The organism is Mesorhizobium sp. WSM4848 (genome assembly GCF_055811375.1).
This window is the reverse complement of sequence record NZ_JBVVPX010000011.1, coordinates 42,431-62,254: the sequence shown is the minus strand read 5'-3', so window position 1 is coordinate 62,254 and position 19,824 is coordinate 42,431. Positions and strand designations below refer to the sequence as shown.

The 19,824-nt window shown below is 63.1% G+C and carries 19 protein-coding genes; 2 read left to right on the top strand and 17 right to left on the bottom strand.

All coding sequences use genetic code 11. The annotated features are described in order from the left end of the window. Positions 1-452 precede the first annotated feature (452 nt). Entirely contained in the window at positions 453-656 is a 204-nt protein-coding gene (locus tag AC0L16_RS12885; RefSeq protein ID WP_473621156.1) for a hypothetical protein, read from the bottom strand. A gap of 171 nt (positions 657-827) precedes the next feature. Between AC0L16_RS12885 and AC0L16_RS12880 the strand changes: the two genes are divergently transcribed. After that, a complete protein-coding gene (locus AC0L16_RS12880) occupies positions 828-1,787 on the top strand; it encodes a DUF1186 domain-containing protein (protein ID WP_473621155.1) in 960 nt (319 codons plus the stop codon). Between the two features lie 36 nt (positions 1,788-1,823). On the opposite strand, the gene recQ is transcribed toward AC0L16_RS12880, so the two are convergent. The 9 genes from recQ to uxaC form a co-directional block, all read right to left on the bottom strand. After that, a complete protein-coding gene (recQ, locus tag AC0L16_RS12875) occupies positions 1,824-3,662 on the bottom strand; it encodes a DNA helicase RecQ (protein ID WP_473621153.1) in 1,839 nt (612 codons plus the stop codon). 428 nt (positions 3,663-4,090) lie between these two features. After that, positions 4,091-4,429 (bottom strand): cupin domain-containing protein, encoded by a 339-nt coding sequence (locus tag AC0L16_RS12870; RefSeq protein WP_473621151.1) that lies wholly within the window; start codon positions 4,427-4,429, stop codon positions 4,091-4,093. A gap of 21 nt (positions 4,430-4,450) precedes the next feature. After that, the gene (kduD, locus tag AC0L16_RS12865) at positions 4,451-5,218 is read right to left on the bottom strand and encodes a 2-dehydro-3-deoxy-D-gluconate 5-dehydrogenase KduD (protein ID WP_473621149.1); all 768 of its coding nucleotides are present in this window, start codon (positions 5,216-5,218) and stop codon (positions 4,451-4,453) included. Next, positions 5,215-6,072 carry a 5-dehydro-4-deoxy-D-glucuronate isomerase gene (gene kduI / locus AC0L16_RS12860; protein WP_473621148.1) on the bottom strand — a complete coding sequence of 286 codons (858 nt, stop codon included), beginning with the start codon at positions 6,070-6,072 and terminating at the stop codon, positions 5,215-5,217. Before kduI ends, kduD begins: the two co-directional genes overlap by 4 nt. Before the next feature lie 27 nt (positions 6,073-6,099). Next, a complete protein-coding gene (locus AC0L16_RS12855; RefSeq protein ID WP_473621146.1) occupies positions 6,100-6,876 on the bottom strand; it encodes a FadR/GntR family transcriptional regulator in 777 nt (258 codons plus the stop codon). Positions 6,877-6,885: 9 nt separating this feature from the next. Then, positions 6,886-8,166 carry a TRAP transporter large permease gene (locus AC0L16_RS12850; protein ID WP_473621144.1) on the bottom strand — a complete coding sequence of 427 codons (1,281 nt, stop codon included), beginning with the start codon at positions 8,164-8,166 and terminating at the stop codon, positions 6,886-6,888. A gap of 4 nt (positions 8,167-8,170) precedes the next feature. Continuing rightward, positions 8,171-8,698: a TRAP transporter small permease gene (locus AC0L16_RS12845; RefSeq protein WP_473621286.1), complete on the bottom strand. Its 528-nt coding sequence runs from the start codon at positions 8,696-8,698 to the stop codon at positions 8,171-8,173. A gap of 103 nt (positions 8,699-8,801) precedes the next feature. Beyond that, positions 8,802-9,779, bottom strand: a complete 978-nt coding sequence (locus tag AC0L16_RS12840) for a TRAP transporter substrate-binding protein (RefSeq protein ID WP_473621143.1) — start codon at positions 9,777-9,779, stop codon at positions 8,802-8,804. Between the two features lie 37 nt (positions 9,780-9,816). After that, the gene (uxaC, locus tag AC0L16_RS12835) at positions 9,817-11,226 is read right to left on the bottom strand and encodes a glucuronate isomerase (RefSeq protein ID WP_473621142.1); all 1,410 of its coding nucleotides are present in this window, start codon (positions 11,224-11,226) and stop codon (positions 9,817-9,819) included. 176 nt (positions 11,227-11,402) lie between these two features. On the opposite strand from uxaC, the gene AC0L16_RS12830 reads away from it, so the two are divergent. Beyond that, complete coding sequence (locus AC0L16_RS12830) at positions 11,403-12,881, top strand: mannitol dehydrogenase family protein (protein WP_473621141.1); 1,479 nt, start codon at positions 11,403-11,405, stop codon at positions 12,879-12,881. A 321-nt stretch (positions 12,882-13,202) separates the two neighbouring features. Here AC0L16_RS12830 and AC0L16_RS12825 read toward each other — a convergent pair whose 3' ends face one another. The 7 genes from AC0L16_RS12825 to AC0L16_RS12795 all read right to left on the bottom strand — a co-directional run bounded on the left by AC0L16_RS12825 (position 13,203) and on the right by AC0L16_RS12795 (position 19,793). Beyond that, positions 13,203-13,610: a F0F1 ATP synthase subunit epsilon gene (locus tag AC0L16_RS12825; protein WP_473621139.1), complete on the bottom strand. Its 408-nt coding sequence runs from the start codon at positions 13,608-13,610 to the stop codon at positions 13,203-13,205. Positions 13,611-13,708: 98 nt separating this feature from the next. Further along, entirely contained in the window at positions 13,709-15,280 is a 1,572-nt protein-coding gene (gene atpD, locus AC0L16_RS12820; RefSeq protein WP_473621138.1) for a F0F1 ATP synthase subunit beta, read from the bottom strand. A 72-nt stretch (positions 15,281-15,352) separates the two neighbouring features. Continuing rightward, complete coding sequence (locus tag AC0L16_RS12815) at positions 15,353-16,237, bottom strand: F0F1 ATP synthase subunit gamma (RefSeq protein WP_473621136.1); 885 nt, start codon at positions 16,235-16,237, stop codon at positions 15,353-15,355. Positions 16,238-16,270: 33 nt separating this feature from the next. After that, positions 16,271-17,800, bottom strand: coding sequence for a F0F1 ATP synthase subunit alpha (atpA, locus tag AC0L16_RS12810; protein WP_473621134.1), 1,530 nt, complete (start codon positions 17,798-17,800; stop codon positions 16,271-16,273). Further along, complete coding sequence (locus AC0L16_RS12805; protein WP_077380756.1) at positions 17,800-18,360, bottom strand: F0F1 ATP synthase subunit delta; 561 nt, start codon at positions 18,358-18,360, stop codon at positions 17,800-17,802. The genes atpA and AC0L16_RS12805 overlap by 1 nt, the downstream gene beginning before the upstream one ends. 246 nt (positions 18,361-18,606) lie before the next feature. Beyond that, entirely contained in the window at positions 18,607-19,002 is a 396-nt protein-coding gene (locus AC0L16_RS12800) for an AGROH133_08824 family phage infection protein (protein ID WP_236374632.1), read from the bottom strand. 95 nt (positions 19,003-19,097) lie between these two features. Then, complete coding sequence (locus AC0L16_RS12795; protein WP_473621133.1) at positions 19,098-19,793, bottom strand: aspartate/glutamate racemase family protein; 696 nt, start codon at positions 19,791-19,793, stop codon at positions 19,098-19,100. Positions 19,794-19,824 lie beyond the last annotated feature (31 nt).

Below are 19,824 nucleotides of genomic sequence, written 5' to 3'. Positions count from 1 at the left end.
AAATCGGCAACGGAGCGATGGATGACATCCGATGACAATGGGGCCTGCGCCGTCGTGCCGGCGGGACGTTCGGCCGCCGCCGCGACGAGATCAGCGTCGAGACGGAAGAACCGCGCGAAAACGTCGAGCGCGCCAGTCATCGGGCCGATCCCCGGCAACGGTTCCGCTTGGTCCTGCTCGATAGAACCGGCCTCGACCGCCATCAGTCACAGCAGATAGAAAAGCCTCAGGTCGCCGCCAAGCACGTCGGCGCGCAGCGGTGCGAGCGCTGCGGGCCTGTCCGCCTCGTTGTCCCAATAGTGCTCGGGCTCCAATTCCTCGCACATGATGTCGACGATCAGATTTTCACCCGATGTCGTAACATCGACACATTCGACCGCTTGCAGAAATCCGTCGAGACGCCGCCGGTCGACCAGCCGCTTCGGCAGACGGATCGTCAGGCGGTGCGTGCCCTAATTGGCCAGATAGAGGTGAAGATCGAACCAGCGCTCCATCCACTCAACCGGATTGCCTTTGAAGTTGCCCCACTCGTAGGAATTCGTGAAGCTCGTGGCGGTGATCCGCGCCCGCGTCGACAAGCCGCGCAAGACCTGACGATCAGCTTCGCTGAGCGAACGGTCGACCGCCTGAAACTCGTAATATTGGTATTCGCTCATAGCAGCTTCATAGCGTCTCACAAGTCAGTTCCGGGACTGAGCTTTGTCGAAGCGATCCCGCGAGTCTGAGACCTTCTGCACAGGTATTTGCCGTTCATGCGGCGGATGAACTGTTGAAAGGCAGCCGGTCTGTCGTAAATTTGCCAAGCGCGAACGACATCGAGGATGGTCATGAAGAAAGAAGAGCTGGAATCCGTCCCTGGCCGTGGCAGGCCCGGCTTCGATCTGGGTCCGATAGAAGATCAACTGCATGACCTGGCAAACGAACGGCAATTTCCGGACGTCGCAATCGCCCACTGCATCGCAAGGATTGAAGAATCCGCTCCCGCGCTGCGGGCGGTCATCACAAGAGCGGCCGAAGGAGAGGATCTGTCGCGGGATGATGAGATGCGGCTCTTGCGAGGCATTTACATTCTGGGCGGCGCTCGCGACACGAGAACGATCGGGCCCTTGTTGCGCCTGCTGCGCCGGCCGGGACGCGAGCTAGATGACCTGCTCGGCGACGTGGTGACCGAGAGCATGGCGCGTATCGTCGCCGGCGTGTTCGATGGCGACGCCGACGCTTTGTTCAGCTTGATCAGCGACCCCTCTGTCGATGAATACGTCCGCGATGCAGTTTTGGGCGCAGCGACCTTCCTGACCTGGGAAGGCCGCATCGAGCGTGACCGAATGCGAGATTTTCTCGAGCGATTCCACACCGAGAGGCTGGCCGATGACGACGATTTCGCCTGGATCGCCTGGCTGGACGCGATCGCCCGGCTTGGCTTGCGCGATCTGGCGTCGCTTGTTTACAGCGCCTGGGACGACGGCCGCATCCCCGAAGGGGTAGTCGACCGCAGTGATTTCGAAGCCGATCTCCTGGTCGCCGAGCAAAGCCCGAACGACATCGATCGATTCGAGCGCGCCGGTCTCGGCTATATCGACGATGTACTTGAAGCGTTGGAATGGACCAGCCACCTTGAGTATTTTGGCAAGGAAGATTTGCAATCGCCCTTGCCGGAACAAACTTGGCTCGACGAGCTGTCGAGCCTGACAGCGCCGGTCACAAACCCTTGGCGCCATGTCGGACGGAATGATCCATGTCCCTGTGGAAGCGGCAGGAAAGCGAAGAAATGCTGTCTCGCAAACTGACCTGCTACAGGACCGCGGATTTGATCTTTGGCTGTCTCAGGCCGATCCACGGGATTGGTGCGCAGCGATTGCGCCGAGGAAGATCTCGCCGAATTCCCTGAGCTTTGCGGCGCCGACGCCGTTGACTGCGGCGAAGGCGTCGAGGTCGTGCGGGCAGCATTCGGCCATATCGATCAGTGTGCGATCGGAGAAGATGACGAAGGCCGGCACCTGGCGCTCCCGGGCGAGACGCAGCCGAACCGCCTTGAGCGTGGCCAAGAGCGCGGTATCCAGGTCTTCCGTGCCCGCGGCAGCATCGGCACGTGCCTTGGCTCGTGCCGCGCGGTTCCGCATCTCTACGCGATACCGGAACGTGCCTTGGCCACGGGCCAGCTCACGGCCCTTTTCGGCGATGGCAAGGCCGCCATGGCCGCCTGGGTCCAAAGTCAGAAACCCTCCCGCGACGAGCTGGCGGATCAGCGAAAGCCAGACATCCTTCTTGTGCGCCACACCGGTCCCGAAGCTGGCAAGCCTGTGGTGGTTCCTGGCCAGGACCTTCTCGCTTTCATGGCCGAGCAGAACATCGACGATGTGGCCAGCACCAAAGCGCTCGCCGGTCTGCGCGATGGCAGCGAGGATGATCCGAGCCTCTGCCTCGCCATCTTCATGCGGCGTCTGGTCAAGGCAGTTGTCGCAATTGCCGCAAGGCGCAGCATGTTCGCCGAAATAGCCAAGCAGGATCTGGCGACGGCACTGGGCCGTTTCGCAATAGCCGATCAGCGTATCGAGCCGGCCATGCGCGCGTCTTTTATGCTCTGCCGGCGCGTCCTCGTCGTCGATGAAAAGCCGGCGCATGCGGATATCGCCGAGACCGAACAGCATATGCGCCTCGGCAGCCCGCCCGTCGCGGCCGGCGCGGCCGATTTCCTGATAATAGGCTTCGAGGCTGCCCGGCAGGTCGGTGTGGAAGACATAGGCGACGTCAGGTTTGTCGATCCCCATGCCGAAGGCGATGGTCGCCACCATCACCACGCCGGACAAGGTCATGAATGCGTTTTGATTCGCTTCACGCGCGTCCTTGCTCATGCCGGCATGATAGGCGAGTGCGCGCACGCCGCTCTTCTCGAGGAACGCCGCCATATCCTCGGTTTTCTTGCGCGACAGGCAATAGACGATGCCGCTGCGGCCGGCATGACGCTGCACGAGGCTCAGCAATTGGCGCTTGCTGTCCTGCTTGGGCTCGATGCCAAGCTTGATGTTCGGCCGGTCGAAACCCAGCACCAGGGTTTCGACACGCCCGGCGAACAGCTGTGCGGCGATATCGGTGCGCGTCGCCTCGTCCGCTGTCGCCGTTAGCGCAATGATCGGCACTTCGGGGAAAATGTCGCGCAGCCGCGACAACTCTTCATATTCTCGCCGAAACGCCGGCCCCCATTGAGAGATGCAATGCGCCTCGTCGACGGCGATCAGCCGGATGTCGAGCCTGGCCAGCGCCTCGAGCATCCGCGCCGTCATCAGCCGCTCCGGCGCAAGATAGAGCAGGCGCGTCTGGCCCGCCGCAACGCGGCGCCAGGCGGCGACATTGGCATCGCGATCGAGTGAGGAATTGATCGTATCGGCCGCCACCCCGGCAAGACGCAATGCGGCGACCTGGTCCTGCATCAGCGCCACCAGCGGCGAAACGACGATGGTGAGACCGCCGAGGACCAGCGCCGGGACCTGGTAGCAGAGCGATTTGCCGGCGCCGGTCGGCATCACGGCCAGCACATGGCGCCCGGCCAGCAGCGCCTCCGTCACAGCATCCTGGCCGGGACGAAAATCGTCGAAGCCGAACACGTCCTTCAGGACGCGCCGCTTGGGACCCTCCGCCGGGATGGTTGCCGCCGCTGCCTGCATCAGGGAATTTCTGTGATCGGCGCTGCCCGAAAAGGCAGTGGGGGAACGGCCCGAGGCAGCGGCGACGCGACCTGCCAAAGCTCCCCGGCGAATCGTCGAGTGACAGCCTGGATGGCCGATTCGAACATTCGAACGCTCCTCAACTCCTGTCTCCGTCGGCACCGTCTGAAAAGGTATCCCCCTCATTGGCGGATATGCGAGCCTGATTCCAGCCTCTATTCGATTTGGCTGTGAATATCGCGCAACGGCTCGGGCCGATTAATCCTATCTTCACCATGATTCGGCAGGCTGAGGTCCTGCGGTGATGTTTTGAGTACCGCGGCGCCACAAGCGCCCAGGCAACACGCCCGCGTCTCTCCGGAGGCGCGGGCTTTTCGTTTGGGAAGATTGCTGCCGCTACGCAGTGACCTGCGTTCGTTCTCGTAACGTCAGGCGAGGAAATCGGCACGGCGCGGTGTAAAGCTGTCGACGAGGCGGCCGGCCTCGAGCGCCTTGACGCCGTGAACCAGATTGGAAGGGACAATGAAGCTGCTTCCCGTTTCCATGATCTCGGTGGTGCCGTCGATGGTGACCTCGAAGCGGCCTTCGGCGACATAGCTCGCCTGGACATGCGGGTGCGAATGCAGCGCGCCGACACCGCCCTTGTCGAAACCGAACTCGACCATCATCAATTCATCCGTGTGCAAGAGCACGCGTCGGCGATTGCCATCGGGGGTCGGCGTCCATGCGCCCTCGCCGGCATGCGCAAAGATCTTCGTTCCGGTCATCCCAAAATCCTCATCATGGCCTCATCGCGCCAGCCAGCCGCCGTCCACCGGCACCACGGCGCCATGCATGTAGTTTGACGCCTGCGCCAGCAGGAAGACGGCCGCGTCGCCGATGTCTTCCGGCTCGCCCCAGCGCCCGGCCGGTATGCGCGCCAGAATGGACGTGCTGCGGTCTGGGTCGGCACGAAGCGCCTCGGTGTTGTTGGTTTCGATGTAACCGGGCGCAATGCTGTTGACGTTGATGCCTTTCGATGCCCATTCGCAGGCGAGTAACCGGGTGATGCCGAGCACACCGTGTTTCGAGGCGGTATAGGAGGCGACGCGGATGCCGCCCTGAAAACTCAGCACCGAAGCGATGTTGACGATCTTCCCGCGCCGTCGGGGATCGGCAAGCACGCGCCGGGCAAAGCTCTGGCTGAGAAAAAACACCGTCTTCAGGTTGACGTCCATGACGTCGTTCCAATCGGCTTGCCCCAAATCGACGGCGTCGGCACGCCGGATGATCCCGGCATTGTTGACCAGCCCGTCGAGCGGCCCGGTTTCGTCCCAGACGCGATCGAGCATCGCCTGGGCGGCGGCGTGGTCGGCAAGATCGCAGCGCACCGCCTCGAAGCCGCCGCCCGCAGCAGCGATCTTTTGCGCGGTCTCATCCATTGCAGAGCGGCCGACGCCGACCACCGCGCCACCGGCGCGCGCGATCGACAGGGCGATGCCTTGGCCAATGCCGGTGTTGGCGCCGGTGACGAGAATGCGCTTGCCAGCCAGGCTGAAAGCCGAGAGGTCGTTCATCGCAGCTCTTCCATCGCTACCGGGTCGACATCCGTATAGTCGACATTGTCGCCGGCCATCGCCCAGATGAAGGCGTAGTTGGAGGTGCCGGCGCCCGAATGGATCGACCATCCCGGCGACAGCACCGCTTCCTCGTTGCGCATGACGAGATGGCGTGTCTCGTCCGGCTCGCCCATGAAATGAAACACCCGCGCCGTCTCCGGCAGGTCGAAATAGAGATAGGCCTCCATGCGCCGGTCATGCACATGGCACGGCATGGTGTTCCAGACCGAACCTGGGGCGAGCTGGGTCATGCCGACGACGAGTTGGCAGGTCTTCACACCCTCGGCATGGATAAACTGGAAGATCGAGCGCTCGTTGCAGGTCGCCTGACTGCCGAGGTCGAGGCGCTTGGCATCGCCGATGCGGATCAGCTGGCTGGGATGGCTCTGATGCGCCGGCGCGCTGAGCAGATAGAACTTGGCCGGCTCGGCTGGATTGACTGAGGCGAATGACACCTCATTGGCGCCCATGCCGAGATACAACATGTCGCGGGGCTGCAGCTCGTAGGACTGGCCGCCGGCTTTCACGATCCCGGCGCCGCCGATGTTGACCGCGATCATTTCGCGGCGATCGAGAAAGTTCTTTGTTCCGGTCGGCTTGATCGCCTGCAGCGAAAGCGGTGTCCCGGCAGGCATGGCGCCGCCGACGATCATCCGGTCGTAATGCGTATAGGTCAGGCCGATGCGGCCCAACTGGAACAGGCCTTCGATCAGAAAATTGTGGCGGAGCTCGTCCGTCCCCATCGCCGCGGCGGTGACAGGGTCGATGGCGAAGCGCGAGGTGAAGTCGGTGTGATTGTCACTGTGATTCATTGCTGTCCCATTGGGCTGCCTCATTGGTCATTCGGTTGCCGCGGCCTTGACCGAACCGGCATAAAAAATCTGACGTGCATGCAGGCGCTCGCGATAGCGCTGCTGGCTGGCGCTGAGATGCGCGCGCATCGCTTCGCGCGCCGACTCGGCATCGCCTGATGTAATGGCGTTGAGGATCACCAGATGCTCGTCTTGCAGGCCGCGCTGATAGGCGTCGGATTGGGCGAGTTCGGTCGACCACGGCGATGTCACGTCGCAAGGAATGGCGCGCCGGCCAAGCACGTCGAGCATCTCGACATAAAACGGATTGTTGGTGGCGCTGGCGATCGCCCGGTGGAAGGCAAGGTCGGCCGGACCTGTCGGCTCGCTGTTCAACAGCAGCCGCTCGAACTCGAAGAACGCCTCCTGGATCGCTGCTTCCTGCGCGGCATTGCGACGGATAGCCGCCAGCCCGGCGGATTCGATCTCGATCGCCAGGCGCACCTCCAGCACGTTGAGCGCGATCGAATCCTTGCTGCCGATGTCCGCGGCCAGCGTGCCGAACATCGTCGAGATATGCTCGGTGACGAAGACCCCGGCGCCCTGGCGCGGCTCGACCAGACCGTCGGCGGCAAGCTTGGCCAGCGCTTCGCGGATGACGGTGCGGCTGACCCCGAAGGTTTCGGTCAGCCGACCCTCGGTCGGCAGCTTTTGGCCTGGCTGGATCTCGCCCGCCTGCAACTGCTTGCGGATCGCCGCGACCACGGTCTCCGACAGCTTGGGCTTGCGTTCGACCTTCAGGCTGAATGCCATATCCGATGCCATTGCCAACCCCTATTTGAAGACGCTCGGCAACCATAGCGAGATGGCCGGAATGTAAGTGACGAGCCCCAGCACCACGAGGCCGGCCCCATAGAACGGCCAGATCGAGCGCATCGCTTCCCAGACGGATATCTTGCCCACTGCGCACGCCACGAACTGCACTGCGCCCACCGGCGGCGTGTTCAGCCCGATGCCGAAATTGAGGATCATGATGACGCCGAAATGCACAGGATCGACGCCGTAGGCCTGCGCCACGGGCAGGAAGATCGGCGTGCAGATGATGATCGTCGGCCCCATATCCATGAAGGTGCCGAGGAACAGCATCAAGAGGTTGAGCAGGAGCAGCACGACCAGCGGATCCTCCGAGATCGCGTTCATCGAGGCTATCAGCGCTGCCGGCACTTTCAGAAAGGCCATCAACCACGAGAACGCCGCTGCCATGCCGATGATGAGCAGCACCATGGCCGTGGTGCGCACGGCGCCATGGGTGGCATGAACGAAACCTTCCCAGGTCATCTGCCGATAAACCAGGACAGTCACGAGCAATGCATAGATCACGGCGATGCAGGAACTCTCGGTGGCCGTGAAAACGCCCGATCGCACGCCGCCGAAGATGATCGCTATCAGCAGCAGGCCAGGCACCGCGACAGCGAAGAGGTGAGCGACGGCGGCGAAGCCCGGAAACGGCTCGGTCGGATAACCGCGAGAGCGCGCCACGAAGTAGGCGGTGATCATCAGTGCCAGCGCCAACAGCAGGCCCGGAATGACGCCGGCGGTGAACAGGTCGGCGATGGAAATCTTTCCGCCTGCCGAGATCGAGTAGATGATCATGTTGTGCGACGGCGGCAGCAGCAGCGCGATCAGCGCCGCCATCGAGGTGACGTTGACGGCGTAGTCTGCTCCATAGCCGCGCGCCTTCATCTGCGGGATCATCAAGCCGCCGACCGCCGCTGCCTCCGCCACCGCGGAGCCGGAAATGCCGCCGAACAACGTAGCGGTGGCGATGTTGACCTGCCCGAGGCCGCCGCGCATGTGGCCGACGAGCGAGCCGGCGAAGGCAACGATCTTGCTGGCGATGCCGCCGCGCACCATCAGGTCGCCGGCGTAGATGAAAAACGGAATGGCCAGCAGCGAAAAGACGCTCATGCCGGAGTTCAGGCGCTGGAACACGATGAGCGGGGGCAGGCCGATATAGAGAACAGTGGCAAAGCTTGCGACGCCGAGGCAGAAAGCGATTGGCGTGCCGATAAGCATCAGGACGGTGAAGACGCCGAAGAGTATCCAGAGTTCCATGGCGTCAGACCTTCACGTTGGCTGTGTCGAGTTCGGCTGCGACTTCCGCCGGCGGCAATTCGTCGAGCGCATCGTCGATCGGCGTACCGGAGAGACGAAGTACGATGCGCTCCAGCGTGAACAGCACGATGAGCGCGCCTCCCGCGACAAGCGGGACGTAGTCCCAGCCCCCCGATATGCCAAGCGACGGCAAGGTGGCGCCCCAGGTCAATGCGACCAGCTGGCTGCCATACCAGATCATGCCGATGCCGAAGGCGAGCGCAACGAGATCCGAGATCATCCTCAGCCAACGCTTGCCGCCTTTCGGCAGCACGTAGAGCAGGACGTCGAAGCCGAGGTGATAGTTCTCGCGCACCCCGACGGCAGCGCCGAGGAAAATGAACCAGCTCATCAGCATCACCGAGCCCTGCTCGGTCCAGCTCGGCGAGCGGTTGAGAACATAGCGGCCGAACACCTGCCAGGCGACGAAAGCGGTCATCAGCACCAGCCCGATGCCGGCGATCCACAGCGCCGCCGTGCTGACGCGCGACATCACCCGCGCGATGCCGGACAGGGAGGGTCTCTGTTCTTGGCTCGAGCTCACCGGTTCTCTCCGCAAAAGGATGGCGGCGCGGACAGTCCGCGCCGCCGCTTGATCACTGCGCGGCTTTGATCGCCTCGACCATCGCCTTCAGCTTGTCGTCCTTGACGTGCTTTTCGTAGACCGGGCCCATCGCATCGATGAAGGGCTGCTTGTCCGGCGTCGTGATCTGCGAACCGGCCGCCTCGACCTTGGCACGCGATTCCTTGACCTTGGCGGCCCACAGCTCACGCTGCTTGGCGACGCTTTCCTTGGCGGCCGCCTTGAAGATCGCCTGGTCTTCCGGCGTCAGCTTGTCCCAGCTCGACTTCGCCATGACGAAGGCTTCCGGCACCATCGTGTGCTCGTCGAGCGAATAGAACTTGGCGACTTCCGCATGCTTGGCGGTGTCGTAGCTCGGAAAATTGTTCTCCGCGCCGTCGATGACCCCGGTCTCGATCGCCGAATACACCTCGCCATACGGCATCGGCGTCGCGTTGGCGCCGAGTGCGGCCACCATGTCGACGAAGATGTCGGACTGGATGACGCGGAATTTCATACCGGCCATATCGGCTACAGAGTTGATCGGCTTCTTCGAATTGTAGAAGGAGCGCGCACCGCCGTCATAGAAGGCGAGCAGCACCAGCCCGACCTGTTCGAACGTCGCCGCGATCTGGTCGCCGACCGGTCCGTCCATGACCTTGTGCATATGGTCTTCCGAGCGGAAGATGTAGGGCAGCGAGGGCACGGTGGTTTCGGGAATGAGTCCGTTGAACGGCGCCATCGAGACGCGGTTCAGGTCGATCACGCCGGAACGCACCTGCTCGATCGTGTCCTTTTCCTCGCCGAGCTGCGCGGAATGATAGACATCGACCGAATAGCGGCTGGCTGTGCGCTCCTTCACAAGCTCGCCAAAATATTTGACCGCCGCGACCGTCGGATAGCCGTCCGGGTGCGTGTCGGACGAGCGCAGAACCGTCTGGGCGCTTGCCGTTCCGGCCATCAGTGCGGCGGCCAGTAGCGTAGCTCCCGCCAGTCTAGAAAAATGCAGCATTGGTTTCCTCCCGTTTGAACGATGGCGGCAAGCGCCGTTAGAGCCGGTACGCCTTTTTTGCGAGCGTATAGGCAAGTTCCTGCGCCAGCTCGTGCGCCTCGTCCTCGCGGAGCCGGTGCTCGGCGACGAGACGCGCAAGAAAGGCGCAATCGACCCGACGCGCCACATCGTGGCGAGCCGGGATGGATGGAAAGGCGCGGGTGTCGTCATTGAAGCCGACGGTGTTGTAGAAGCCTGCCGTCTCGGTGGTCATCTCGCGGAACCGGCGCATGCCCTCCGGGCTGTCGTGGAACCACCAGGCCGGCCCGATCTTCAGTGCCGGGTAGACGCCGGCGAGCGGTGCCAGTTCGCGCGCATAGCTGGTCTCGTCGAGCGTGAAGAGGATGATGGTAAGGTCGCGCTCCAGGCCGACGCAATCGAGCAGCGGTTTCAGCGCCGTCACATAGTCGGTTCTGGTCGGGATATCGAAACCCTTGTCTCTGCCGAATTTCTGGAAGACGGCAGGCGAATGATTGCGCCAGGAGCCGGGATGGATCTGCAGGACCAGCCCGTCGTCGCGGCTCATCTTGGCCATTTCGGTCAGCATCTGGGCGCGAAACAGTTTTCGCTCACGCTCGTCGTCCGAGCCTCGGCGGATGCGGTTGAACAGGTCCTGCGCGGCGGCATCCGACAGATTGGCGGTCTCCGCTGTCGGATGGCCGTGATCCGACGCGGTCGCGCCGAAACTTTTGAAGAAGGCCCTTCTCTGGCGATGCGCATCGAGATAGCCGGCCCAGGTGCCGGTGTCGCAGCCGGTGATGTCGCCGAGCCGATCGAGATTGGCAGAAAAGCCTTCGAAATCGGGATCGACGACGGCGTCCGGCCGATAGGCGGTGACGACGCGGCCCTCCCAGCCGCTGTCGCGGATCATCTGGTGCCATCTGAGATCGTCGAGCGCGCCTTCGGTCGTCGCGATGACCTCGATGTTGAAGCGCTCGAACAGCGCTCGCGGGCGAAAATTCTCCCACTGCAGCAAGGTCGAGATCGTGTCGTAATGGCGGTCGGCGGTTGCGGCCGTCAGCGGCTCTTCGATGCCGAACAGATGGGCAAGCACATGATCGAACCACAGCTGCGTCGGCGTGCCGCGGAACAGATAATAGTGCTCGGCGAAGCACCGCCAGATCGTCCTGCCGTCGGTCTCCACCGGTGAGCCGTCGAGCGTCGGCACACCAAGGTCCTCGAGCCGGACGCCCTGGCTGCACAGCATGCGGAAGATGTAATGGTCCGGCACAACAAGCAATTGCGCCGGATCGGGAAATGCCTCGTTGACCGCATACCAGCGCGGATCGGTGTGGCCGTGCGGACTGACGATCGGCAGATCCTTGACAGCTGCGTAGAGATCGCGGGCGAGCGACAGCGGACGCCCCTCCGACGGAAACAGCAGATCCGGATCGGTCAATGCGGCCACGTCGTTCCTCCCAACCCGGCCATCGGTAGGATCGGAAGGAAATAATGTCAACATACAAAAAATAGACTGTTGTATGATGACTTTAACGCGGCGTCAGCCCATTGTGCGGGAACGAAACGGATGTTACGCCGCATGCCGGCCACGCCCGGCACGAGCTCGATCAGACCCATCGCACGATGACAGACAGACGCCTTTCCAACAGCACGCGGCAGGCATTGCCGGCCTCGGTCGCATTCCCCGGATACCACCGCAGCCGCGTCGTGCCCGGTATCGTCCATCTCGGCGTCGGCGCATTCCACCGCGCCCATCAGGCAGCCTATGTCGACGACTGCCTGGCGGCGGGAGTGACGGATTGGGGCATTGTCGGCGTCTCGCTGCGCAGCGCCGACACACGCGATGCGCTGGTGCCGCAGGACGGGCTCTATACGCTGGCGGTCAGGAGCAGCGACAGTGAAAGCCTGCGCGTCGTCGGCTCGATCCTGTCGATGCTGGTGGCCCCGGAAGATCCGGGCGCGGTGCTGGCCGCGCTGACTGATCCGCGCACGGCCATCGTCACGCTGACGATCACCGAAAAAGCCTATCTCAGGGTGGCGGGTGGCGGACTGGACACAGCCCATCCCGACATCGTCCACGATTTGGCCAACCCGCAAATACCCCGAACGGCGCATGGTTTTCTGGCCGAATCGCTTGCGCGCCGGCGCGCCGCCGGTATCCAGCCATTCACCGTGCTGTGCTGCGACAATCTCCCTGCCAATGGCGCCACGCTGCGCCGGCTGCTGGTCGAGTTCGCCGCCTTGCGCGGCACCGATCTCGCCCGCCACATCGCCGACGAGGTGGCATTCCCGTCGAGCATGGTCGATCGCATCGTGCCGGCGACCACCGATGCCGACCGGGCACGGATATCGGGCCAGCTCGGCGTCGACGACGCCTGGCCTGTCATGACCGAGCCGTTCTGCCAATGGGTGGTCGAAGACGATTTTCCGGCGGGCAGGCCGGCCTGGGAAAGGTTCGGCGTCACCATGGTCGGTGACGTCGGGCCGTTCGAGGACATGAAGCTGCGCCTGCTCAACGGCTCGCATTCGGCGATCGCCTATCTTGGCCTGCTCAGCGGCTATGAGACGGTCGACCGCGCCTTCGCCGATCCGGCCATCCGGCAATTCGTCGACGGATTGTGGGCCGAGGCGATCACAACACTGCCGAAAGACGCCGGGCTCGACACGACCGACTACACGGCCCAGCTCGCCAAGCGTTATTCGAACACCGCGCTTGCCCATCGGACGGCGCAGATCGCCAATGATGGCAGCCAGAAACTACCGCAGCGCATCATTGCCTCGGCAATGGAGCGGATGAGTGCCGGTGCCCCGCCCGCCTATTTGATGCTGGTGGTGGCCGCCTGGATCGCCGCCTGCGAGACGCGCGGCAAATCCTTGCCGGAAAGCCACTTCACCGACCCGCTCGACTTGGCGCTGAGCGCACTCGACACTCGGCATCTATCGGCTGGCGAAGCGGTAGTGGCAGTGTTCGACCTTGCCGGCTTCGCCAAGGGCGGTGCTGAGCGCCTGACGCTGATCGACCTCGCGGCCGCCCATCTCGAACGCCTGCGCCAGGGCGGTGTGGCTGCTGCTTTCACAGCGCTGGGCATTGCGAGCGAATGACTGTTGGGCGGACCTGAACTGATCCGGATCAGGGCGTGCGATGCAGAACTTTGACGTCGGCGGGACAGCGCCCCCCTCTGTCCTGCCGGACATCTCCCCCACAAGGGGGAGATTGGCAACTTCGCCGCTGGCGCTCGTTCAGCGACGTTGGGGATTGGCGAAAGCTGTAGTGACAGCCTAATCTCCCCCACAAGGGGAAGATGTCCGGCAGGACAGAGGGGGGCGCGAAGGATCGCTGCAGAACACTCATTCTGCGCGACCAATCGCATGTATCCCAAGAGCTGCTCTCCGCCTTGGCATGGCTAAGGGATGGCCTGTCCTCTATGCCGGCAAAATCGCGCCTTCGAGTGTGGTGAGCTGGCTAAGGAACTGCTCGGCCTTGCTGCGGGTCTCGTCGTCCTTGGCGTCGGCGACGTCTTCCCTGGCTTCCTGGATGCGGCGGGCGAGGTCGGCGCGGTCGATGTCGCCGACGGCTACCGCCGATTCTGCGAGCAGCGTGCAGCCCGCCGGAACAATATCGGCAAAGCCGCCGAACACCACGTAGCGCTCTGCCTTGCCTTCCGCGGTCTTCACCGTGACGACGCCGGGCTTGATCGTGGTCATGACCGGCGCGTGATGGGCCATGACGGTCATTTCGCCTTCGGCGCCCGGAATGACGACGGATTCGACTTGCTCGGAGACCAGCAGGCGTTCCGGCGAGACCAGTTCGAATTGGAAAGCTTCAGCCATGATCAATTTAGCGAATAGCGAGTAGTGAGTAGCGAATAGAAAAAAACGCTCGGCTCACATCCCCCCTATTCGCTACTCCCTATTCGCTATTCGCTTGATTATGCCGCTTCAGCCGCCAGGCGCTGTGCCTTCTCGACCGCTTCTTCGATGCCGCCGACCATGTAGAAGGCGGCTTCCGGAAGATGGTCGTAGTCGCCGTTGCAGAGACCCTTGAAGCCCTTGATGGTGTCGGCGAGGTCGACCAGCTTGCCCGGCGAACCCGTGAACACTTCGGCGACGAAGAACGGCTGCGACAGGAAGCGCTCGATCTTGCGGGCGCGGGCCACCGTCTGCTTGTCCTCTTCCGACAGTTCGTCCATGCCCAGGATGGCGATGATGTCCTGCAGCGACTTGTAGCGCTGGAGGATCGACTGCACCTGGCGCGCGACCTGGTAGTGCTCCTCGCCGACCACGATGGGGTCGAGCATGCGCGAGGTCGAATCCAGCGGATCGACAGCCGGGTAGATGCCCTTCTCCGAGATCGCACGGTTGAGCACGGTCGTCGCGTCGAGGTGGGCGAACGAGGTCGCCGGCGCCGGGTCGGTCAGATCGTCGGCTGGCACGTAGATCGCCTGCACTGAGGTGATCGAACCCTTGGTCGTCGTGGTGATGCGCTCCTGCAGCGCACCCATGTCGGTGGCCAGCGTCGGCTGGTAGCCCACGGCCGAAGGAATACGGCCGAGCAGCGCCGACACTTCCGAACCCGCCTGCGTGAAGCGGAAAATGTTGTCGACAAAGAACAGCACGTCCTGGCCCTGGTCGCGGAAATATTCGGCAACCGTCAGCCCGGTCAGGCCGACGCGGGCGCGCGCGCCCGGCGGCTCGTTCATCTGGCCAAAGACAAGTGCAGCCTTGGAGCCTTCGCCGCCGCCCTTCTTGTTGACGCCGGACTCGATGAACTCGTGATAGAGATCGTTGCCCTCGCGCGTGCGTTCGCCGACGCCGGCAAACACCGAGAAGCCGCCATGCGCCTTGGCGACGTTGTTGATCAGTTCCTGGATCAGCACCGTCTTGCCGACGCCGGCGCCGCCGAACAGGCCGATCTTGCCGCCACGGGCGTAGGGTGCCAGCAGGTCGAGAACCTTGATGCCGGTAACCAGGATCTGCGCTTCCGTCGACTGCTCGACATAGGACGGCGCCGGTTGGTGGATCGCGCGCATCTCGATGCCGTCGACCGGACCTTCCTCGTCGACCGGCTCGCCGATGACGTTGATGATGCGGCCGAGCATGCCCGGGCCGACCGGCACGGTGATCGGCGCGCCGGTGTCATAGACATCCTGGCCGCGGACCAGACCTTCGGTCGAATCCATGGCGATGCAGCGCACGGTGTTCTCGCCAAGATGCTGGGCGACCTCGAGCACCAGGCGGTTGCCGACATTGACCGTCTCCAGCGCGTTCAGGATCGCCGGCAGATGTTCGCCGAACTGCACGTCGACAACGGCGCCGATGACCTGGCGGACCTTGCCGGCAAGGCCGGTTTTCTTGATGGAAACGCTCGGCGCCTTGGATGCGGCGGCCTTGGCGGGCGCGACCGCCTTCGTGGCCGGTGCGGCCTTCGCTGCTGCTGCCGGTGCCGCTGCCTTCGCGGCGGCCTTCGGAGCCGCCGTCTTGGGGGTCGCTGCTTTCGCCATCGTCTTTACCCTTCTCGTCCTTTGTTTCTCACGCGATCCGCTTGAAGGCCGGTGACCTTCATCGGAGCGCGCCTAGAGCGCCTCGGCGCCCGAAATGATTTCGATCAATTCCTTGGTGATCTGCGCCTGCCGCTGGCGATTGTAGGTGATCGACAGTTTGTTGATCATGTCGCCGGCATTGCGCGTCGCATTGTCCATGGCGCTCATCTTGGCGCCCATCTCGCCGGCGGCGTTTTCGAGCAGAGCGCGAAAAACTTGGACGGAAATGTTGCGCGGGATGAGGTCGGAAAGGATTTCGCCCGGCTCCGGCTCATATTCATAGACGGCGTTGCCGCCATTCGTCGTCTCGGCGCCGGCCGATGGCACGCCTGCCGGGATGATCTGCTGCGTTGTCGGGATCTGGCTGATCACCGATTTGAACTGCGAATAAAACAGCGTGCAGATGTCGAAGCCGCCCTCGTTGAAGAGCTGGATGACCTTCTTGGCAATGCCATCGGCATTGACGAAGCCCAGCGTCTTCACCTCGCGCAAGTCGACGCGCTCGAGGATCAGCGCCGCGTAGTCGCGACGCAGGATGTCGAACCCCTTCTTGCCGACGCAGATGATCTTGACCTGCTTGCCGTCGGCCAAAAGCTTGCGGATGTGATCGCGGGCAAGGCGTGCGATCTGCGAATTGAAACCGCCGCATAGACCACGCTCGGCGGTGCAGACGACGAGCAGATGCACATCGTCCTTGCCGGTGCCGGTCATCAGCGCCGGAGCCTCGCCACCACCGCCGATCGCCTGGGTGATGTTGGCCAGCACCGCGCCCATGCGCTCCGAATAAGGGCGCGCGGCTTCCGCCGCCTCCTGCGCGCGGCGCAGCTTCGCCGCGGCGACCATCTGCATCGCCTTGGTGATCTTCTGCGTCGCCTTGACCGAGGCGATACGGTTACGAAGGTCTTTTAGTGAAGGCATGCTTCAAACCTGATCCCGTCCGTCCGGCCTCGTTCAAGCAAAGGTCTTGGCGAAGGTGTCGATCTCCGCCTTCAGCTTGGCGCGCAGATCGTCCGACAGTGCCTTCTCCTTGCGGATGCCGTCGAGCACCGCCTTGCCGGCCGAGCGCATGTGGCTGAGCAAACCATGCTCGAATTTGCTGACCTGGTCGATTACCAGCTTGTCGAGATAGCCGTTGACGCCGGCGAAGATCACCGCGACCTGTTCTTCGACCTTGAGCGGCGAGAATTGCGGCTGCTTCAGGAGTTCGGTCAGGCGCGCACCGCGGTTGAGCAGGCGCTGCGTGGCGGCGTCGAGATCGGAGCCGAACTGGGCGAAGGCCGCCATTTCGCGATACTGCGCGAGCTCGCCCTTGATCGAGCCGGCGACCTGCTTCATCGCCTTGATCTGCGCGGAGGAGCCGACGCGCGACACCGACAGGCCAACGTTGACCGCCGGGCGGACGCCCTGGAAGAACAGATTGGTTTCCAGGAAGATCTGGCCGTCGGTGATAGAGATGACGTTGGTCGGGATGTAGGCCGACACGTCGTTGGCCTGGGTCTCGATGATCGGCAGCGCAGTCAGCGAACCACCGCCATTTTCGTCATTGAGCTTGGCGGCCCGCTCCAGAAGGCGCGAGTGCAGGTAGAACACGTCGCCCGGATAGGCTTCACGGCCAGGCGGGCGGCGCAGCAACAGCGACATCTGGCGATAGGCGACCGCCTGCTTCGACAGATCGTCATAGGAGATCAGCGCGTGCATGCCGTTGTCGCGGAAATATTCGCCCATGGTGCACGCGGTGAACGGCGCCAGGTACTGCATCGGCGCCGGGTCGGACGCGGTGGCGGCGACGATGATCGAGTAGTCGAGCGCGCCGCGCTCTTCGAGAACTTTCACGAACTGCGCGACGGTCGAGCGCTTCTGGCCGATGGCGACGTAGACGCAGTAGAGCTTTTCCTTCTCCGGGCCGTGCTCGTGCACCGATTTCTGGTTGAGCATCGTGTCGAGGATGATCGCGGTCTTGCCGGTCTGGCGGTCGCCGATGACCAGCTCGCGCTGGCCGCGGCCGACCGGGATCAGCGCGTCGATGGCCTTGAGGCCGGTCGACATCGGCTCGTTCACCGATTTGCGCGGAATGATGCCGGGCGCCTTGACGTCGACGCGCTTGCGCTCGGTCGCCTGGATCGGGCCCTTGCCGTCGATCGGGTTGCCGAGCGCATCGACGACGCGGCCGAGCAGGCCCATGCCGACCGGCGTGTCGACGATGGCGCCGGTGCGCTTGACGATATCGCCTTCCTTGATGTCGCGGTCGGCGCCGAAGATGACGACGCCGACATTGTCAGCTTCGAGATTGAGCGCCATGCCGCGGATGCCGCCGGGGAACTCGACCATCTCGCCGGCCTGGACATTGTCGAGGCCATAGACGCGGGCGATGCCGTCACCGACGGACAGAACCTGGCCGACTTCGGAGACCTCGGCCTCCTTGCCGAAATTCTTGATCTGATCTTTCAGAATTGCGGAAATTTCCGCGGCGCGGATGTCCATCAGCCGACCTCTTTCAGTGCAAGCTTGAGCGAATTGAGTTTGGTTTTGAGCGACGTATCGATCTGGCGCGAGCCTATCTTGACCACCAGCCCGCCGAGCAGCGACGGATCGACGGTCACGGTGATCGCGACATCCTTGCCGGCAACGCTTTTCAGCGCCGCCTTCAGCTCGGTTTGCTGGGCGTCGGTCAGCGCATGCGCCGAGGTCACTTCAGCGGCGGTCTCGCCACGATGCTCGGCGGCGATCTGGCGGAATGCCTTGATCATGCCGGGGATGGCGAAAAGCCGGCGGTTCTGGGCGACGACGCGCAGGAAATTGCCGGTGAGGCCGGTGATCCCTGCCTTGTCGGCGATCGCCGCAATGGCCTTGGCCTGGTCCTCGCTGGAGAACACCGGGCTATTGATCAGGCGGGTCAGATCCGCACTGCCTTCGAGCATCGCCGCGAAACTGTTGAGGTCGGCCTCGACCTGGGCGACCGAATTCGCCTGGAGCGCGAGCTCGAACAGCGAACCCGCATAGCGCTCTGCGACACCTGAGATTGGCGATGACGATTGGGCCACGGACCGTCTTTTCTCTTGTCTGACAGGCCGCAGATTATTGGCGCGAGCGAAAACTCTGGCTAAATCTTTGACCTTACTGCATTTTTCCAAGCACGGAGACGCGCCTTCCGCTATCCCCGGCCGAAAGTCGATTGCCGTCTAGCACAGGCATTTTAAGACCGCAATGCGTCGCCCCGCATGGTTTTCAGGCACTATTGTCGCATCCGGCGGCGCGGTTCGCCCGCCGGTCCCGAATTAGCCTTTGATTCAAGGCACAAAGCCGAAGGCGAAGGCAAGCGGCAGCGCCGCCAGCACCAGTTCCACCACGATGGAAGCCCAGTTGAAAGGCGTGTTGGCGCCATCCGACATCATCGACAGCAGGCGGCCGAAGGCGGTGAACAGCCAGGAAAAGCCAAGCGCCATGTAGAGCAGCGGTTGCGCCAGCAGAATGCAGCAGAGGCCGACGCCGAGATAAAAGCCCGACATCCTGCCGCGCCCTTCGGCGATCGCCGCCGCCTTCTCAGGCTTGGCCTGCAGCCTGAGAATCCGGAAGCCCAGCCTTGGCGCCAGGAACAGCAGCAGGCCCAGCAGCAAGGTGACGACTGCGCTCGACCACGCCAGCCATTCGCCCTGGCTCATCGGCCACGGAAACGCAAATTCCATACTGTCCCCTCGCAAATGGCTGTTTCGAAATTTCGGGCATTCTAGCGAAGCAAGAGACATGCGCCAGATGGCGTCGGTGAATTGCGCAAAGCGCATCAGCCCAGCGCGAATTCGACCGCCGACTCGGCATGGATGCGCGTCGTGTCGAAGACCGGAATGTCGAAGTTCGGCTGGCCGATCAGCATGGTGATCTCGGTACAGCCCATGATGATGCCATCGATGTTTTCGTCGCGCCGCAGGCGAGCGATTTCATCAATGTAGGCCGCCTTTGATTCGGTGCTGACGATGCCTTGACAGAGTTCGTCGTAGATCACGCGATGAACCATGTCCTGCCCGGCTTGCTCCGGCACCACCGGTTGAAGTCCGTATTTGTCGGTGAGCCGGCCTTTGTAGAAATCCTGTTCCATGGTGAAGCGCGTCGCCAGCAGCGCCGGGCGCTTGACGCCAGCGCGCTGGACTACAACGGCCGTTGAATCGGCAATGTGGATAAGCGGTATCGACACCGCTACCTCCACCTGATCGGCTAGCTTGTGCATGGTGTTGGTGCAGATCAGCAGCCCCTCCGCACCGGCTGCTTCCAGCTTACGCGCCGCCTCGACCAGCAGAACGGCCGCCCCCTGCCAGTCGCCGACGTGCTGCCGTTCGGCGATCTCGGCAAAGTCGAACGACCACAGCAGCAGTTTCGCCGAATGCAGCCCACCCAGCCGCTCGCGCACGATCTCGTTGAGCAGGCGGTAGTAGATCGCCGTTGATTCCCAACTCATGCCGCCGATGAGGCCAAGGGTTTTCATCTCTTCACAGCTCCGGTCCAAATTGCACGGT

Excerpts from the sequence above, each read along its gene's own strand:
- AC0L16_RS12830 (WP_473621141.1), top strand. The coding sequence starts at position 11,403 with ATGACAGACAGACGCCTTTCCAACAGCACGCGGCAGGCATTGCCGGCC.
- AC0L16_RS12870 (WP_473621151.1), bottom strand. The coding sequence starts at position 4,429 with ATGACCGGAACGAAGATCTTTGCGCATGCCGGCGAGGGCGCATGGACG.
- AC0L16_RS12840 (WP_473621143.1), bottom strand. The coding sequence starts at position 9,779 with ATGCTGCATTTTTCTAGACTGGCGGGAGCTACGCTACTGGCCGCCGCA.
- AC0L16_RS12845 (WP_473621286.1), bottom strand. The coding sequence starts at position 8,698 with ATGTCGCGCGTCAGCACGGCGGCGCTGTGGATCGCCGGCATCGGGCTG.
- kduD (WP_473621149.1), bottom strand. The coding sequence starts at position 5,218 with ATGAACGACCTCTCGGCTTTCAGCCTGGCTGGCAAGCGCATTCTCGTC.
- atpD (WP_473621138.1), bottom strand. The coding sequence starts at position 15,280 with ATGGCGAAAGCAGCGACCCCCAAGACGGCGGCTCCGAAGGCCGCCGCG.
- recQ (WP_473621153.1), bottom strand. The coding sequence starts at position 3,662 with ATGCAGGCAGCGGCGGCAACCATCCCGGCGGAGGGTCCCAAGCGGCGC.
- AC0L16_RS12815 (WP_473621136.1), bottom strand. The coding sequence starts at position 16,237 with ATGCCTTCACTAAAAGACCTTCGTAACCGTATCGCCTCGGTCAAGGCG.
- AC0L16_RS12795 (WP_473621133.1), bottom strand. The coding sequence starts at position 19,793 with ATGAAAACCCTTGGCCTCATCGGCGGCATGAGTTGGGAATCAACGGCG.
- AC0L16_RS12825 (WP_473621139.1), bottom strand. The coding sequence starts at position 13,610 with ATGGCTGAAGCTTTCCAATTCGAACTGGTCTCGCCGGAACGCCTGCTG.
- kduI (WP_473621148.1), bottom strand. The coding sequence starts at position 6,072 with ATGAATCACAGTGACAATCACACCGACTTCACCTCGCGCTTCGCCATC.
- AC0L16_RS12800 (WP_236374632.1), bottom strand. The coding sequence starts at position 19,002 with ATGGAATTTGCGTTTCCGTGGCCGATGAGCCAGGGCGAATGGCTGGCG.
- AC0L16_RS12850 (WP_473621144.1), bottom strand. The coding sequence starts at position 8,166 with ATGGAACTCTGGATACTCTTCGGCGTCTTCACCGTCCTGATGCTTATC.
- atpA (WP_473621134.1), bottom strand. The coding sequence starts at position 17,800 with ATGGACATCCGCGCCGCGGAAATTTCCGCAATTCTGAAAGATCAGATC.
- AC0L16_RS12880 (WP_473621155.1), top strand. The coding sequence starts at position 828 with ATGAAGAAAGAAGAGCTGGAATCCGTCCCTGGCCGTGGCAGGCCCGGC.
- AC0L16_RS12885 (WP_473621156.1), bottom strand. The coding sequence starts at position 656 with ATGAGCGAATACCAATATTACGAGTTTCAGGCGGTCGACCGTTCGCTC.
- AC0L16_RS12855 (WP_473621146.1), bottom strand. The coding sequence starts at position 6,876 with ATGGCATCGGATATGGCATTCAGCCTGAAGGTCGAACGCAAGCCCAAG.